This window comes from Sphingomonas sp. CFBP 13714, assembly GCF_014842205.1.
GTDB lineage: Bacteria > Pseudomonadota > Alphaproteobacteria > Sphingomonadales > Sphingomonadaceae > Sphingomonas > Sphingomonas aerolata.
In genome coordinates this window covers 426,169-440,493 of the sequence record NZ_JACYVG010000003.1, presented here as the reverse complement: position 1 = coordinate 440,493, position 14,325 = coordinate 426,169, and the positions used below count along the sequence as shown (strand labels likewise).

General features: G+C 65.5%; 12 protein-coding genes. 6 read left to right on the top strand and 6 right to left on the bottom strand.

The features are described from left to right. Positions 1–97: 97 nt before the first annotated feature. Both IFT54_RS09785 and IFT54_RS09780 read left to right on the top strand, forming a co-directional pair. Complete coding sequence (locus tag IFT54_RS09785) at positions 98–859, top strand: alpha/beta fold hydrolase (protein ID WP_192070468.1); 762 nt, start codon at positions 98–100, stop codon at positions 857–859. Positions 860–1,018: 159 nt separating this feature from the next. Next, positions 1,019–2,851 carry a M2 family metallopeptidase gene (locus tag IFT54_RS09780; RefSeq protein WP_192070560.1) on the top strand — a complete coding sequence of 611 codons (1,833 nt, stop codon included), beginning with the start codon at positions 1,019–1,021 and terminating at the stop codon, positions 2,849–2,851. A 180-nt stretch (positions 2,852–3,031) separates the two neighbouring features. On the opposite strand, the gene IFT54_RS20455 is transcribed toward IFT54_RS09780, so the two are convergent. The 3 genes from IFT54_RS20455 to IFT54_RS09765 all read right to left on the bottom strand — a co-directional run bounded on the left by IFT54_RS20455 (position 3,032) and on the right by IFT54_RS09765 (position 5,613). Further along, positions 3,032–3,496 carry a hypothetical protein gene (locus tag IFT54_RS20455; RefSeq protein ID WP_192070467.1) on the bottom strand — a complete coding sequence of 155 codons (465 nt, stop codon included), beginning with the start codon at positions 3,494–3,496 and terminating at the stop codon, positions 3,032–3,034. 79 nt (positions 3,497–3,575) lie between these two features. Beyond that, positions 3,576–5,012 carry an AMP nucleosidase gene (locus IFT54_RS09770; RefSeq protein WP_166747879.1) on the bottom strand — a complete coding sequence of 479 codons (1,437 nt, stop codon included), beginning with the start codon at positions 5,010–5,012 and terminating at the stop codon, positions 3,576–3,578. A gap of 121 nt (positions 5,013–5,133) precedes the next feature. After that, positions 5,134–5,613, bottom strand: a complete 480-nt coding sequence (locus IFT54_RS09765; protein WP_031394784.1) for a peroxiredoxin — start codon at positions 5,611–5,613, stop codon at positions 5,134–5,136. Positions 5,614–5,722: 109 nt separating this feature from the next. Between IFT54_RS09765 and IFT54_RS09760 the strand changes: the two genes are divergently transcribed. Next, on the top strand, positions 5,723–6,283 hold the full coding sequence (locus IFT54_RS09760; RefSeq protein WP_056407654.1) for a YqgE/AlgH family protein: 561 nt from the start codon (positions 5,723–5,725) through the stop codon (positions 6,281–6,283). 173 nt (positions 6,284–6,456) lie between these two features. Continuing rightward, on the top strand, positions 6,457–7,890 hold the full coding sequence (gene ahcY / locus IFT54_RS09755) for an adenosylhomocysteinase (protein ID WP_037530116.1): 1,434 nt from the start codon (positions 6,457–6,459) through the stop codon (positions 7,888–7,890). 106 nt (positions 7,891–7,996) lie between these two features. Here the strand turns inward: ahcY and IFT54_RS09750 are convergent, their stop codons facing one another. Genes IFT54_RS09750 through IFT54_RS09740 form a run of 3 tightly spaced genes read right to left on the bottom strand, consistent with a single transcriptional unit; the run spans position 7,997 to position 11,618 of the window. Continuing rightward, on the bottom strand, positions 7,997–9,343 hold the full coding sequence (locus IFT54_RS09750) for a cell wall hydrolase (protein ID WP_192070466.1): 1,347 nt from the start codon (positions 9,341–9,343) through the stop codon (positions 7,997–7,999). Between the two features lie 5 nt (positions 9,344–9,348). Beyond that, positions 9,349–10,269: a cysteine synthase A gene (cysK, locus tag IFT54_RS09745; RefSeq protein WP_031394778.1), complete on the bottom strand. Its 921-nt coding sequence runs from the start codon at positions 10,267–10,269 to the stop codon at positions 9,349–9,351. Beyond that, positions 10,266–11,618, bottom strand: a complete 1,353-nt coding sequence (locus tag IFT54_RS09740; RefSeq protein WP_192070465.1) for an MFS transporter — start codon at positions 11,616–11,618, stop codon at positions 10,266–10,268. The genes cysK and IFT54_RS09740 overlap by 4 nt, the downstream gene beginning before the upstream one ends. A 218-nt stretch (positions 11,619–11,836) precedes the next feature. Between IFT54_RS09740 and pdhA the strand changes: the two genes are divergently transcribed. Further along, on the top strand, positions 11,837–12,886 hold the full coding sequence (pdhA, locus tag IFT54_RS09735; RefSeq protein ID WP_031394777.1) for a pyruvate dehydrogenase (acetyl-transferring) E1 component subunit alpha: 1,050 nt from the start codon (positions 11,837–11,839) through the stop codon (positions 12,884–12,886). Then, positions 12,886–14,310, top strand: a complete 1,425-nt coding sequence (locus tag IFT54_RS09730) for a pyruvate dehydrogenase complex E1 component subunit beta (protein WP_056407660.1) — start codon at positions 12,886–12,888, stop codon at positions 14,308–14,310. The genes pdhA and IFT54_RS09730 overlap by 1 nt, the downstream gene beginning before the upstream one ends. The last annotated feature ends 15 nt before the right edge of the window (positions 14,311–14,325 follow it).

Here is a 14,325-nt window from a genome sequence, read left to right as displayed (position 1 = left end):
ATACTCCTCGGAGCGCGTCTCTTCGTGGCGGTTGACAGCACGGTGTCGTGTGTCGGACGGGGGCGGCAACATCCTAGGATTATAGGGATCTGGATCAGTGGCATATTCCCCGACCGAGACGCAGTATTTCGAGAGCTTCGACGGCACGCGGATCGCGTGGCGCGAGGTCGGCGAGGGGCGGCCGGTGGTGCTGATCCACGGCTATTTCTCCGACGCGAAGACCAACTGGATCCGCTACGGCCATGCCGCCAAGATCGCGGCCAAGGGGTTCCGCGTGATCATGCCCGACCTGCGCGCGCACGGCGAGAGCGGCAAGCCGCATGGGCTGGAATTCTACCCCGCGGATGCGCTGACGCTCGACGGCCATGCGCTGGTCGATCATCTCGGGCTCACCGATTATGATCTCGGCGGCTATTCGCTGGGCGCGCGAACGACGTCGCGGATGCTGGCGACGGGCGCGACCCCCAGGCGGGTGATCTTTTCGGGAATGGGCCTCGCCGGGCTGACCGAGACGTCGCGGCGCGCGGGGCATTTCCGCAATATCCTCACCAATCTGGGCAAGCATGTTCAGGGCACGCCCGAGTGGCTGGCCGAGGCGTTCCTGAAGACTACGGGCGGCGATCCGGTCGCACTGCTCGGGATCCTCGAGACGTTCGCCGACACGCCGATCGAGGCGGTAAAGGCGATCGAGCAGCCGGCGCTGGTGGTGTGCGGTGGTGAGGACGAGGATAACGGGTCGGCACCGGACCTCGCCGCAGTCCTGCCGCACGGTCGTTATGTCGCGACGCCGGGCGGGCATATGAGCGCGGTGGTGAAGCCCGAGCTTGGCCAGGCGATCGCGGACTTTCTTGCTGAATAGCCCCCGTCATCCTGACGAACGTCAGGACCCGCAGCCAAGCAGCGCCGTCCCCGGTAACCCTGGGTCCTGACTTTCGTCACGATGACGGGAGGGCGTGGCTAGCGGGTTGACCATCCGGCGGCGGATCATCCATCAGGGCCTCACGATAAGGGGATGATGATGGTTCGGTTCAGCGTTTCGATGTTTGCTCTCGCCGGCGCGCTGTGCGCCGTGCCGTCGGTGGCCGGTGCTCAGGCCACCGCTGCTGTGCCCAGCCCGACCGCCGCGCAGGCGGATGCGTTCGTCGCCGAGGCGGAAAAGGTCTTTGCCGCCAAGTCGGTCGACGCCTCGCGCGTGGCGTGGGTGAACGCGACCTACATCACCGACGATACCGATGCGCTGGCGGCGAAGTCGGGCGCGGAGATGACCGATCTCGGCGTGAAATATGCGCTGGGCGCGGCGAAATACGCCAATGTCCCGGGCCTGTCGGTCGACACCAAGCGCAAGCTCGACCTGCTCCGCGGGGGGCTGACGCTGCCCGCCCCGACGCGGCCGGGCGCATCGGACGAACTGTCGATGCTGACGACCAAGATGTCGTCCTCCTATGGCAAGGGCATGGGGACGCTCGACGGCAAGCCGATCAACGGCTCCGACATCGAAGCGGCGATGGGCGAGAGCCGTGATCCCGCCAAGCTGCAGGAGATGTGGACGAGCTGGAACGACGCGGTCGGCGCACCGATGCGCGGCGACTATGCCAAGATGACCGCGATCTCGAACGAGGGCGCGCGCGAGCTCGGTTACAAGGATGTGGGCGCGCTCTGGCGGTCGGGCTACGACATGAGCCCCGAGCAGTTCGCCGCGCTGACCGACAAGATCTGGAAAGAGGTTGAGCCGCTCTACATGGCACTGCACACCTATACGCGGTGGAAGCTCAACGAGAAATATGGCGACGTGGTCCAGGCGAAGACCGGGCCGATCCGCAGCGATCTGCTCGGCAATATGTGGGCGCAGGAATGGGGCAATATCTATGACATCGTCGCCCCCAAGGGGGCTGGCGATCTCGGCTTCGACACGGGCGAGTTGCTGAAGGCCAAGGGCTATGACGCGGTGAAGATGGTCAAGCAGGGCGAGGGGTTCTACTCGTCGCTGGGCTTTGCGCCGCTCCCCGAGACCTTCTGGAAGCGTTCGCAGATCACCAAGCCTGCGGACCGCGACGTGATCTGCCATGCCTCGGCCTGGGATATCGACAACCAGGACGATATCCGCATCAAGATGTGCACCAAGGTGAGTGCGGACGACTTCGTCACGATCCACCATGAACTCGGCCACAATTACTATCAGCGTGCCTACAAGGCGCAGCCGATGCTCTACAAGAACGGCGCGAACGATGGCTTCCATGAGGCGATCGGGGATACCGTCGCGCTGTCGATCACGCCGGATTATCTGGTGAAGATCGGACTTCTCGACCAGGCGCGCGTGCCGAGCGCGGACAAGGATATCGGCCTGTTGCTGCGTCAGGCGATGGACAAGGTCGCGTTCCTGCCGTTCGGGCTGCTGATCGACAAATGGCGCTGGGGCGTGTTCTCGGGACAGATCCCGACGACCGGCTATCAGGCGGCGTGGGACCAGATGCGGCTGCAATATCAGGGGATCAAGCCGCCGGTCGCGCGCGACGAGACGAAGTTCGACGCGGGCGCGAAATACCATATCCCGGCGGCGGTGCCCTACACGCGCTACTTCCTCGCGCGCGTGCTGCAGTTCCAGTTCTACAAGGCGGCGTGCGAGCAGTCGGGGTGGAAGGGGCCGCTGCATCGCTGCTCGTTCTACGGCAACAAGGCGGTCGGCACGAAGCTGAACGCGATGCTGAGCATGGGGCAGTCCAAGCCCTGGCCGGATGCGTTGCAGGTGTTCACGGGGAGCCGCGAGATGTCGGGCGCGGCGCTGGTCGAGTATTTCAAGCCGCTCAGGGCGTGGCTGGACGTGCAGAACAAGGGCAAGCCGGCCGGCTGGTGAGCCTGTAAGCGACTGGGTCTTGTTTCCCCGCGAAGGCGGGGATCCAGGGATACGGGAGCGCCCTGGGTTTTAGCTGGGCCCCCGCGTCCGCGGGGGAACAGTGAGGGGTTAGCCGGCGCCTTCGCCATACCGCCCCGGTGAAGGCCGGGGTGGTGGCAGCACGCGGCCTGCAAGGGACGATTATTCCGGGATCGTCCCTTCGTCGGCAATACCTGCCTCGAACGACTTCGACGAATCCGTACCGTCCGCCTGATGCGCGTGCTTGCCAGCGGGTTTGGGCGTCTTCGGCGTGCTGCCGCGCAACGTCAGCAGCGCGGCGGCAGCGCCGAGTACCGCGACGCCGCCCGCGATCGCCGCGGCACCCCATTTGCCGCCGACCTTGTCGATCGGCTTGGCGACGGGCGGCGGCGTCTTGCGCGCCGATATCGGCCGCGGCGTGCTGCGCTTGGTCGAGCGCGGCTTGGGGGCGGGTTTGGGCTTGCGCGAGACGGGGACCGCCTTTTCGGATGCCGGCTTGTCGGGTGCCGGCGCGGCCGACGCAACCACTGGCTTTGCCGGCTTGGGTGCACTGGCCTTGCGCGGCGCGCGGCGGCGCGTGACGACGGGCTTCTTGACGTCCGTTTCAGGCGGGTCGGTGTCGGCCACGGCTATGCTCCCTCACAAAATGATCCCGCGGGCGTAACGCATCGGCATGCGATGCGCTCCGAAAATCGCGCGGTAGGCCTTACCGGAACGGCGGCTCATCGAACGCCCGCAGCTTGCGGCTGTGCAGCTTGGCACCCTCCTGGCGAAGCTGCTCGCAGGTCTCGATGCCGATCCGTAGATGCTCGCTGATCGCGCGTTCATAAAAGCGGTTGGCCTGACCCGGCAGTTTCAGCTCGCCATGGAGCGGCTTGTCCGAGACGCAGAGCAGCGTGCCGTAGGGAACGCGGAAGCGATAGCCCTGCGCGGCGATCGTCGCTGATTCCATGTCGATGCCGACCGCGCGCGACAGCGAGAAGCGCAGCGCCGATTTCGAATAGCGCAGCTCCCAGTTGCGGTCGTCGGTGGTGACGATCGTCCCCGTCCGCAGTCGGCGCTTCAGGTCCTCGCCCGACTGGCCCGAGACGATCTCGGCGGCCTTGGCCATCGCCACCTGGACCTCGGCGATCGCAGGGACGGGGATTTCGGGCGGGAGCACGTCGTCGAGGACATGGTCGTCGCGCAGATAGGCATGCGCGAGCACATAGTCGCCGATCCGCTGGCTGGGACGCAGGCCGCCGCAGTGACCGATCATCAGCCAGGCCTCAGGCCGCAGCACCGCGAGATGGTCGCAGATCGTCTTGGCGTTGGACGGGCCGACACCGATGTTGACGAGCGTGATCCCGGTACGGTCGTCCGCCATCAGGTGATAGGCAGGCATCTGATGCCGCCGCCATGCGCTGTCGGAGATGATCTTGTCGATATCGTCCCCTGACGTGATCGTGATCCCGCCCGCGCCCGACAGCGTCGTGAACCGGCTGCCTTCACCGAGCTGCGTCCCGGCCCAGCGAACGAATTCGTCGACATAGCGGTGATAGTTCGTAAACAATACGAAGCGCTGCGCGTGTTCGGCAGGGGTGCCCATGTAATGGCGCAGCCGTGCGAGACTAAAATCGGTGCGCAAGCCATCGAACAGCGCGAGCGGACGGGTGTCGTCCTGCGCCACCCACAGCCCGTCAGCGATCTCGTCACCGATATGCGCGAGCTCGGTGGCGGGAAAGAATCGTGCGAGCTCGGTCGCGGAGACCTCGTCGAGGCTCAGCGCGTGGCCGGGGTCGATGACATAGGGGAAGGGAATCTCCTGCCGCCCTTCGACGGCCTCGACCTCGACGTCATAGTCTTCGATCAGCAGGGTCAGCTGTTCGGTCAGATAGTCGGCGAAGATCGCGGGCTTGGTCACGCTGATCCGGTATTCCCCGGGATTCACCATCCGCCCGAACGAGCGGAGCGGCGTGGGGCGGTCGATGCCGCCTTTGTAGATCAGCCGGATTTCGGGATAGGCGAACGAGCCATCGCTGCGGCTTGCCGGATCGGGCACGGTGCCGTCGGCGATATAGGCGCTCATAGCGGACTGGAGCCGCGCAACGGAGGCGCGGTAGAGGCGGTCGAGTTCGGCGACCAGGTCGGATGCGATTGTCATCGCCCAGTGTTACGCGGGAGAGATTACGGAGGCAAGACTAGCGCGGGTGCCACGCCAACTCCGTCATTCCCGCGTGCGCGAGGATGACGGAGCGCGACGTTCAATCAGGCGCGCGACGCGATCAGATCTCGCTGAGCAGATGCTCGGCAGAGCTGACCTTGAACTCGCCAGGGGCCTCGACGTTCAGCTGCTCGACGACGCCATCATTGACGATCATCGAATAACGCTGGCTGCGCGTGCCCATGCCGAAACCCGAGCCGTCCATCGTCAGCCCGACCGCCTTGGCGAAATCGCCATTGCCGTCCGCGAGCAACGTAATGTCGCCGGCACCGGCGGACTTGCCCCACGCGTCCATCACGAACGCGTCATTGACCGATGTGCAGGCGACCTCGTCGATGCCCTTGGCCTTCAGCGCGGCTTCCTTTTCGACGAAGCCCGGCAGGTGCTTGGCGGAGCAGGTCGGGGTGAAGGCGCCGGGGACCGCGAAGAGCGCGACCCTGCGGCCCGCGAAGAAGGTCTCGGACTCGACCTGATCGGGGCCGTCCGCGGTAGCCTTGACGAGAGTGGTGTTGGGAAGCCGGTCGCCGACGCTGATCGTCATGGAAATTCTCCTGTCGCCGCGAGATCGTCCCGGGCGGACGGTACCTCGTATGGGAGGCGCGCGATTTCAAGCGTGGCGGCGGGGCCGTCGCGACGCTATGGTCTAGGGCATGGACAAGACGGCTTTTCTTTCCGGGCAACTCCTTCTGGCAATGCCGGGGATGAGCGATCCGCGGTTCGCCCGCGCGGTGATCGCGATGTGCAGTCATGACGAAAACGGCGCGCTCGGGATTGGTCTCGGCGCCACCGTCGACGGTCTCGGCTTTCACGACCTGCTCGAACAGTTCGAGATCGCACCCGGTGACGCGCCCAATGCCCCGGTGCATTTCGGCGGGCCGGTCGAACCCCGCCGCGGCTTCGTCATCCATTCGTGCGACTGGGGCGGGCAGGACACGATCGAGGTCGCAGGGCTCTGGGCCTTGTCGAGCACGATCGACGTGCTCCGCGCGATCGCGGAGGGGAAGGGGCCGTCGCAATGGGTCGTCGCGCTCGGCTATGCGGGATGGGACAGTGGGCAGATCGAGGGCGAACTCGCACGTCCCGGCTGGTTCAACGTCGCCGGCGCTGCCGATCTGGTGTTCGACACGAACGCGGATGAGCGCTGGAGCAGGGCGTTCGAGCGGGCCGGGGTCGACCCGCGGCTGCTGGTGGCGGATACCGGCACGGCGTGACGATCGCCGCGCGCATCCGCGGGTCAAGATGACATTCTAGCGCGGCGAGGACCGTTTCGGGCATCATATAAAGATATCTTTATATTTGATTTGAGCGGCCCGTTCCTCTATGCGGCCCTGCATCCGGCACGGGCATGAGGCCCGCCGATCAAAGATTTCCAGGAGATATCCTCGTGGCCACCACGCTCGCGCCCCAGAAGACGGACGGCAAGACCGATTACGTCGTAGCCGACATCAGCCTTGCCGATTTCGGCCGCGCCGAGATCAACATCGCCGAAACCGAGATGCCGGGCCTGATGTCGCTCCGCGAGGAATTCGGCGCAGCGCAGCCGCTCAAGGGCGCGCGCATCACCGGTTCGCTGCACATGACGATCCAGACCGCGGTGCTGATCGAGACGCTGACCGCACTCGGCGCCGACGTCCGCTGGGCGACGTGCAACATCTTCTCGACGCAGGACCATGCCGCCGCCGCGATCGCCGCGTCGGGCGTGCCGGTGTTCGCGATCAAGGGCGAGACGCTCGCCGACTACTGGAACTATGTCGGCGACATCTTCTCGTGGGATCGCGACGTCGAGGGCCAGACCGCCAACATCATCCTCGATGACGGTGGCGACGCGACGATGTTCGCACTCTGGGGTGCAAAGCTCGAGGCCGGCCACACGATGCCCGAGCCCGAGAACGAGGAAGAGGTCGAGATGCAGCGTGCGCTGAAGGCGTATGTCGCAAAGAACCCCGGCTATCTGACCGAGACCGTCAAGAACCTGAAGGGCGTTTCGGAAGAGACGACGACCGGTGTTCACCGCCTGTACGAGATCGCCAAGAAGGGCGAGCTGCCGTTCCCCGCGATCAACGTCAACGACTCGGTCACCAAGTCGAAGTTCGACAATCTCTACGGCTGCAAGGAATCACTGGTCGACGCGATCCGTCGCGCGACCGACGTCATGCTCGCCGGCAAGGTCGCCTGCGTCGCCGGTTTCGGTGACGTCGGCAAGGGTTCGGCCCAGTCGCTCCGCAACGGCGGCGCACGCGTGATGGTCACCGAAGTCGATCCGATCTGCGCACTGCAGGCGGCGATGGAGGGCTTCGAGGTCGTGACGATGGAAGACGCCGTGAAGCGTGCGGACATCTTCTGCACCGCGACCGGCAATGCCGACGTCATCACTGCCGATCACATGAAGGCGATGAAGCCGATGTCGATCGTCTGCAACATCGGTCACTTCGACTCGGAGATCCAGATCGCCGCGCTGTCGAACTATGACTGGACCGAAGTGAAGCCCGGCACCGATCTGGTGAAGTTCCCGGACGGCAAGCAGATCATCATCCTGGCGAAGGGTCGCCTCGTGAACCTGGGTTGCGCCACCGGCCATCCGTCGTTCGTGATGTCGGCCTCGTTCACCAACCAGACGCTCGCGCAGATCGAGCTCTGGACCAAGGGCGAGAACTACAAGAACGAAGTCTATGTCCTGCCGAAGCATCTCGACGAGAAGGTCGCAGCGCTGCATCTCGAGAAGCTGGGCGTGAAGCTGTCGCAGCTTACCCCGAAGCAGGCCGGTTACATCGGCGTGCCCGTCGAAGGCCCGTTCAAGCCGGATCACTATCGCTACTGATCGCCCACGCGATCTGAAGCGGAAAAGGCCGCGTCTACCGAAGGGTGGACGCGGCCTTTTCTTTTGGATCTGGCTGTTGTGGTCGACTAATGCGCCGGTCTTTCCGTTACATTTCGGTCGCTTGCGGTGCTTTCCTGACGTCCGGCTTTAACGCCGGGGCTGCGGTCGCCGCTGGCGTGGTGGGCGGCTTCCGCCGCACACCGTCGAGCTCCTGTGGCGCATCCGCCGCAGGTGCGGCCTTGTCCGCCGCCGCGGGGGCCGCGCGCAGCGTCTGTCGCGCGCGCATGCACTGCGAGGGATCGGGCCGGCGGACCTGCTGGCAGTTCCACAACGCCTTTTCGTAATCGGCCGAGCGATCGCGCAGATAGCTGAACGTGATTGCCGCGCTCTGCACCGGCGTCAGCGGCGTGGACGTTGCGGCCTTGGTTTTGTCGGCCCATGCCATGAACCGACAAAAGGCACGGTCGCCGCAGGCGATCGTCGCGAGCGTCGGGTAGGCGTTGGGGAGCACGCCCGGCGAGAAGGTCATCAGCACCGTATCGCCTTCGGCAGTCGCGAAAGGCGTCGAGGCGGCGTTCGCGAGGTCACCGGCGACCGCGTCATCGCCCAAAACAAAGCCGAGCGCGGCGGATGCCTCGGCAATCGCGGCATCGGCTTCTGACAGCGCGGCGGCGGTGCGGTGCGCATCCGAAATAGGCGCGAGCTGCGCGATGACCGGTTCGCCCTGCTCGGGCGCGCGCCGGAAGGCTGGGGGCGTGCCCCACCAGCCCGACCAGCGGAAGAACAGGTGTGACCCGACCGCGACGATCTTGTCGAGGCTCGACTGCCAATAGGGGACGACCCAGTCGGTGTGGTAATGCGTGGCATAGCCGACCGGTCGATAGACATTGCCCGACAATGCGGCGGTCGCGACGCTGCGCGCCCGGCGCCATGCGTCCTCGGAGGGCTTCCAGCGGAGCAGCGCGCCGTCGCAGCTGAAGCTGAACTGGCATCCCGTCGCCCGCGTCTCGCCCTCGAACACGACTCCGCAGACGGTCTTCGGAAAGGCGGGATGACGCAGGCGGTTTAGCACGACCTGCGCGACGGCGCGTTCGCCGACCGTGTCGTCCCCCGCCTCGTACAGCGTGCCGGCCGCGAGGCAGTCGGTCGCGCGGGCGAGGTCGTCTGCGGTACCGGCGAAGCGGAACGGCCGTGCAGCGGGGTTCGGATCGGTCGAGAACGGCACCGTGGCGTTGAACGCCCGCGCATCCTCGGGCGCGAGATCGACGAATCGGACGGGCTCGACGGGGGGCAGCTCGGCCTGGGGCACGACGCGCTGTTTCGGCATCGCGGCGCGCGCCGGGTGGGGCAGCGCCGGAGGATTGGTCACGACAAGCGTCGGTCCGACGATCGCCGCAGCCGCGATCGCGAGTACCGACACGCGCAGATAAACGGCGCCACGCGCATCGGTCATCGTCGTCACTGCTCCGGAAGGAAGTCCGGCACGGACAGATAGCGCTCGCCGGTATCATAGTTGAAGCCGAGGACGCGGACGTCGTCGGGAAGATCAGGGAGCTTCTGCAGGATCGCGGCCAGCGTCGCGCCCGAACTGATCCCGACCAGCATGCCCTCTTCGGCCGCCGATCGGCGTGCCATGTCCTTGGCGACCGCGGCATCGACCTCGATCACGCCGTCGATCGCCTGGGTGTGGAGATTGGCGGGGATGAAGCCTGCGCCGATGCCCTGGATCGGATGCGGGCCCGGCTGGCCACCGGCGATCACGGGCGAGGCGGCGGGCTCGACCGCATAGACCTTCAACTCGGGCCAGTGAGCCTTCAGCGCCTCGGCGACGCCCGTGATGTGGCCGCCGGTGCCTACGCCCGTGATGATCACGTCGATCGGCGTATCCCGGAAATCCTGGAGGATTTCCTGTGCTGTTGTACGGACATGCACGTCGATGTTCGCAGGATTTTCGAACTGCTGCGGCATCCAGGCGCCGGGCGTTTCGGCGACGCGCTCGCGCGCGCGTTCGATCGCGCCCTTCATGCCCTTCTCGCGCGGGGTCAGGTCGAAGGTCGCACCATAAGCGAGCATCAGACGCCGACGTTCGACGCTCATGCTCTCGGGCATCACGAGGATCAACTTGTAGCCCTTGACCGCTGCCACCATTGCCAGGCCGACGCCGGTGTTGCCGCTGGTCGGTTCGATGATCGTGCCGCCGGGCTTGAGGTCGCCGGCCTTTTCGGCGGCCTCGATCATCGCCAGCGCAATACGGTCCTTGATCGAACCGCCAGGATTCGACCGTTCGGATTTCACCCAGACTTCGGAATCGGGGAAGAGCTTCGACAGGCGGACGTGCGGCGTGTTGCCGATCGTGTCCAGGATCGAGGAGGCTTTCATGGCTTGGCTTCTCCGTGCTGTGGTTCGGTCTCTAGGATCTCGGGGGGATCAAAGGTCTTCGCCGCCCCGAGTTCCGGGAACAGGCGCGCCCAGCCGATCGTGACGGCAATAGCACCAACCCCGCCGAACACCACTGCGCCGACGGGGCCGAGCAGCGACGCCATCACCCCGCTTTCGAATTCGCCGAGCTCGTTCGAGGCCGAGATCGTCAGCTGCGACACCGCGCTGACGCGGCCGCGCATCACGTCGGGCGTGTGCAGTTGGATCAGCGACTGGCGGACATAGACCGAGATCATGTCCGCACCGCCCGCGACGATCAGCGCGACGAGGCTGAGGACGAAGGCGGGGTGGATGGGGAACCCCGCAATCGTGCCGGGGGTGAGCCCGATCAGCTCGACGATCGGCGTCGCGACCCCGAAGGTGAGGATCGCGATACCGAACACGATCACCGCGATCAGCATCTTGACCCCGACATTGCGCGACATCGGTCGAATCGAGAACCAGATCGCGGTGACCGCGGCACCGATCCCCATGCCCGCGGCAAGCACGCCGAGCCCTTGCGACCCGACATGCAAAATATCGCGGGCATAGACGGGCAGCAGCGACGTGGCTCCCGCCAGCAAAACCGCGAACAGGTCGAGCGTGATTGTCGCGAGCACGAGCCGGTTGCGGCGGACATAGGTGAAGCCCTCGATGATCCGCGCGAGGGGGCGATGGTCGGTCTGCGCGGCGGGCTGTGCCACCGGGCCGATCAGGAACATGAACACCAGCGCGACGAGGAAAAGCAGCGTGGCCACGCCGTAAGCGACCTCGGGATGGATCGCGTAGAGCAACCCACCGACGCTGGGGCCTGCGATCGTTCCGACCTGCCACGCGATCGAGCTTATCGCGATAGCGGTGGGGAGCACAGCCCGGGGCACGAGATTGGGCGCGAGCGCCGAATAAGCCGGGCCGGAAAAGGCTCGCGCGACGCCGAAGGCGACCGCGGCGGCGAACAGTGCGCCGAGCGTGAGATGGCCGGACCAGGTCAGCAGCCAGAGCGTCGCGGCGGTGAGCACCAGCAGCGTGGTCGTGCCGCGGACGATCCAGCGCCGGTCGAAGCTGTCCGCGACGAGCCCGGTGATCGGGGTCAGCAGGAACAGCGGCACGAACTGCGCAAAGCCGATCATCCCGAGCATGAACGCCGCCTGGCGGATGTCCATCGTCTCGCGCGCGAGGTTGTAGACCTGCCAGCCGATGACGATCGACATCGCGCTGACCGCGATCGTGCCGGCGAACCGCGACAGCCAATAGGCGCGAAAATTGGCGATCCGGAAGGGATGCTGATGCGGGTCGATCGTCGGGTTCATTGTCCCGGGCTTTAGGGGGTAGGGCGCGGGAAGGGCAACCGGAGCTTTGCTTGGGGCGGGGATAGGGGCGGGGGCGACGACCCGCGAGTTGGGCGCGACGGATCGAGGCTCGCGGGACAGTCGCGAAATCGCATACCCCAGACGGGAATTGATGTTCGGCCCCGTCCGCGCCTATAGGCTGCGGCAACTCCCCTACGGAAAACGAGGTTTCCCACATCGTGGCCAAAGCCCCCCCAGCACGTGCAATCGCCGAGCCCCCGATCACCAACCGTGAACGGCCGGCCGAACCCAAGCCTTATGAGGCCAGCAAGGACGAGCTGCTCGCCTTCTACAAGCAGATGCTGCTGATCCGGCGTTTCGAGGAAAAGGCGGGCCAGCTTTACGGTCTCGGCCTGATCGGCGGCTTCTGCCACCTGTACATCGGCCAGGAAGCCGTCGCAGTTGGCCTTCAATCCGCGCTCGACGGCGAGACCGATTCGGTCATCACCGGCTATCGCGACCACGGCCACATGCTCGCCTACGGGATCGACCCGAAGGTGATCATGGCCGAGCTGACCGGGCGCGGCTCGGGCATCTCGAAGGGCAAGGGCGGGTCGATGCACATGTTCTCGACCGAGCATAAATTCTACGGCGGGCACGGCATCGTCGGCGCTCAGGTGTCGCTGGGCACCGGCCTCGCGTTCAAGCACAAATATTCGAACGACGGCGGCATCTGCATGGCCTATTTCGGCGACGGCGCCGCGAACCAGGGCCAGGTGTATGAGAGCTTCAACATGGCCGAGCTGTGGAAGCTCCCGATCATCTTCGTGATCGAGAACAACCAGTACGCCATGGGCACGAGCGTCAATCGCGCCTCGGCCGAGGACCAGCTCTATCGCCGCGGCGAATCGTTCCGCATTCCCGGCATCCAGGTCGACGGCATGGACGTGCTGGCGTGCCGCGGGGCCGCTGAAGAGGCAATCGCCTGGGTCCGCGCGGGCAAGGGCCCGGTCATCCTCGAGATGAAGACCTATCGCTATCGTGGCCACTCGATGTCCGATCCGGCGAAATACCGTACGCGGGATGAGGTCCAGGCGGTCCGCGACAAGTCCGACCCGATCGATCACATCAAGAAGCTGCTCGACGAGCAGGGCGTGACCGAGGCGGACCTGAAGTCCATCGAACAAGAGATCAGGAAGACCGTGAACGAAGCCGCCGATTTCGCCGAGCAGACCCCCGAGCCGGATGTCGCCGAGCTCTACACCGACGTTCTGGTGGAGTCGTACTGATGGCGATCGAGATCAAGATGCCCGCGCTCTCCCCGACGATGGAAGAGGGCACGCTCGCGAAGTGGCTCGTCAAGGAAGGCGATAGCGTTAAGTCCGGCGACATCATGGCCGAGATCGAGACCGACAAGGCGACGATGGAGTTCGAGGCCGTCGACGAAGGCACGATCGGCAAGATCATGGTTGCCGAAGGTACCGACAATGTGAAGGTCGGCACCGTCATCGCGACGCTGCTCGAAGAGGGCGAAAGCGCTGACAGCGCGCCGACCGAGGCACGCGCGGGCGAGGCCGCCAACGCCGCACCGAAGGAAACGCCGTCGGACGACAAGGCGCCGCCGGTTCCCGAAGGCGCGTCGCCTGCCAAGGCCGAAAGCGGGACGCAGCAGCTCGTCGCGTCGGCGGAGAAGGTCGGCAAGACCGATCCGGCGATCCCGGAGGGTACCGAGATGGTCAAGACGACCGTCCGCGAGGCGCTACGCGATGCGATGGCCGAGGAAATGCGCGAGGACGACCGCGTCTTCGTGATGGGCGAGGAAGTCGCGCAGTATCAGGGCGCGTACAAGGTCACGCAGGGGCTGCTCGACGAGTTCGGCGAGCGTCGCGTGATCGACACGCCGATCACCGAATACGGCTTTGCCGGTATCGGTGCAGGCGCGGCGATGGGTGGCCTCCGCCCGATCGTCGAGTTCATGACCTTCAACTTCGCGTTGCAGGCGATCGATCACATCATCAACTCGGCGGCCAAGACCAACTACATGTCGGGCGGCCAGATGCGTTGCCCGATCGTGTTCCGTGGTCCCAACGGTGCCGCGTCGCGCGTCGGTGCACAGCATTCGCACAACTTCGCGGCCTGGTATGCGAGCGTTCCTGGCCTGATCGTGATCGCGCCCTATGATGCCGCGGATGCCAAGGGGCTGTTGAAGGCGGCGATCCGTACCGACGATCCGGTCGTGTTCCTCGAGAACGAGCTGATGTACGGCCGCAGCTTCGACGTTCCCAAGCTCGACGACCATGTCCTGCCGATCGGCAAGGCGCGGATCGTCCGCGAGGGCAAGGACGTGACGATCGTCAGCTACTCGATCGGCGTGGGCATCAGCCTCGAAGCCGCCGAGAAGCTCGCCGAGGAGGGCATCGACGCAGAGGTCATCGACCTGCGCACGCTGCGCCCGCTCGACACCGACACGGTGCTGAAAAGCCTCGCCAAGACCAACCGCATGATCATCGTTGAGGAAAACTGGGCAACCTGCTCGATCGCGTCCGAGATCGTGTCGGTGGTGATGGAGCACGGCTTCGACGACCTCGACGCGCCAGTGCTGCGCGTGACCAACGAAGACGTGCCGATGCCCTATGCGGCGAACCTCGAAAAGCTGATGCTGGTCGATGTCGCAAAGGTCGTCGATGCGGCGAAGAAGGTGACGTACCGGTAATCAGTGAGCTGTTGC

Coding starts and splice junctions, on each gene's coding strand:
- IFT54_RS09740 (WP_192070465.1), bottom strand. CDS start 11,618: ATGAACCCGACGATCGACCCGCATCAGCATCCCTTCCGGATCGCCAAT.
- cysK (WP_031394778.1), bottom strand. CDS start 10,269: ATGAAAGCCTCCTCGATCCTGGACACGATCGGCAACACGCCGCACGTC.
- IFT54_RS09780 (WP_192070560.1), top strand. CDS start 1,019: ATGGTTCGGTTCAGCGTTTCGATGTTTGCTCTCGCCGGCGCGCTGTGC.
- IFT54_RS09760 (WP_056407654.1), top strand. CDS start 5,723: ATGGACAAGACGGCTTTTCTTTCCGGGCAACTCCTTCTGGCAATGCCG.
- IFT54_RS09730 (WP_056407660.1), top strand. CDS start 12,886: ATGGCGATCGAGATCAAGATGCCCGCGCTCTCCCCGACGATGGAAGAG.
- IFT54_RS09770 (WP_166747879.1), bottom strand. CDS start 5,012: ATGACAATCGCATCCGACCTGGTCGCCGAACTCGACCGCCTCTACCGC.
- IFT54_RS09750 (WP_192070466.1), bottom strand. CDS start 9,343: ATGACCGATGCGCGTGGCGCCGTTTATCTGCGCGTGTCGGTACTCGCG.
- IFT54_RS09765 (WP_031394784.1), bottom strand. CDS start 5,613: ATGACGATCAGCGTCGGCGACCGGCTTCCCAACACCACTCTCGTCAAG.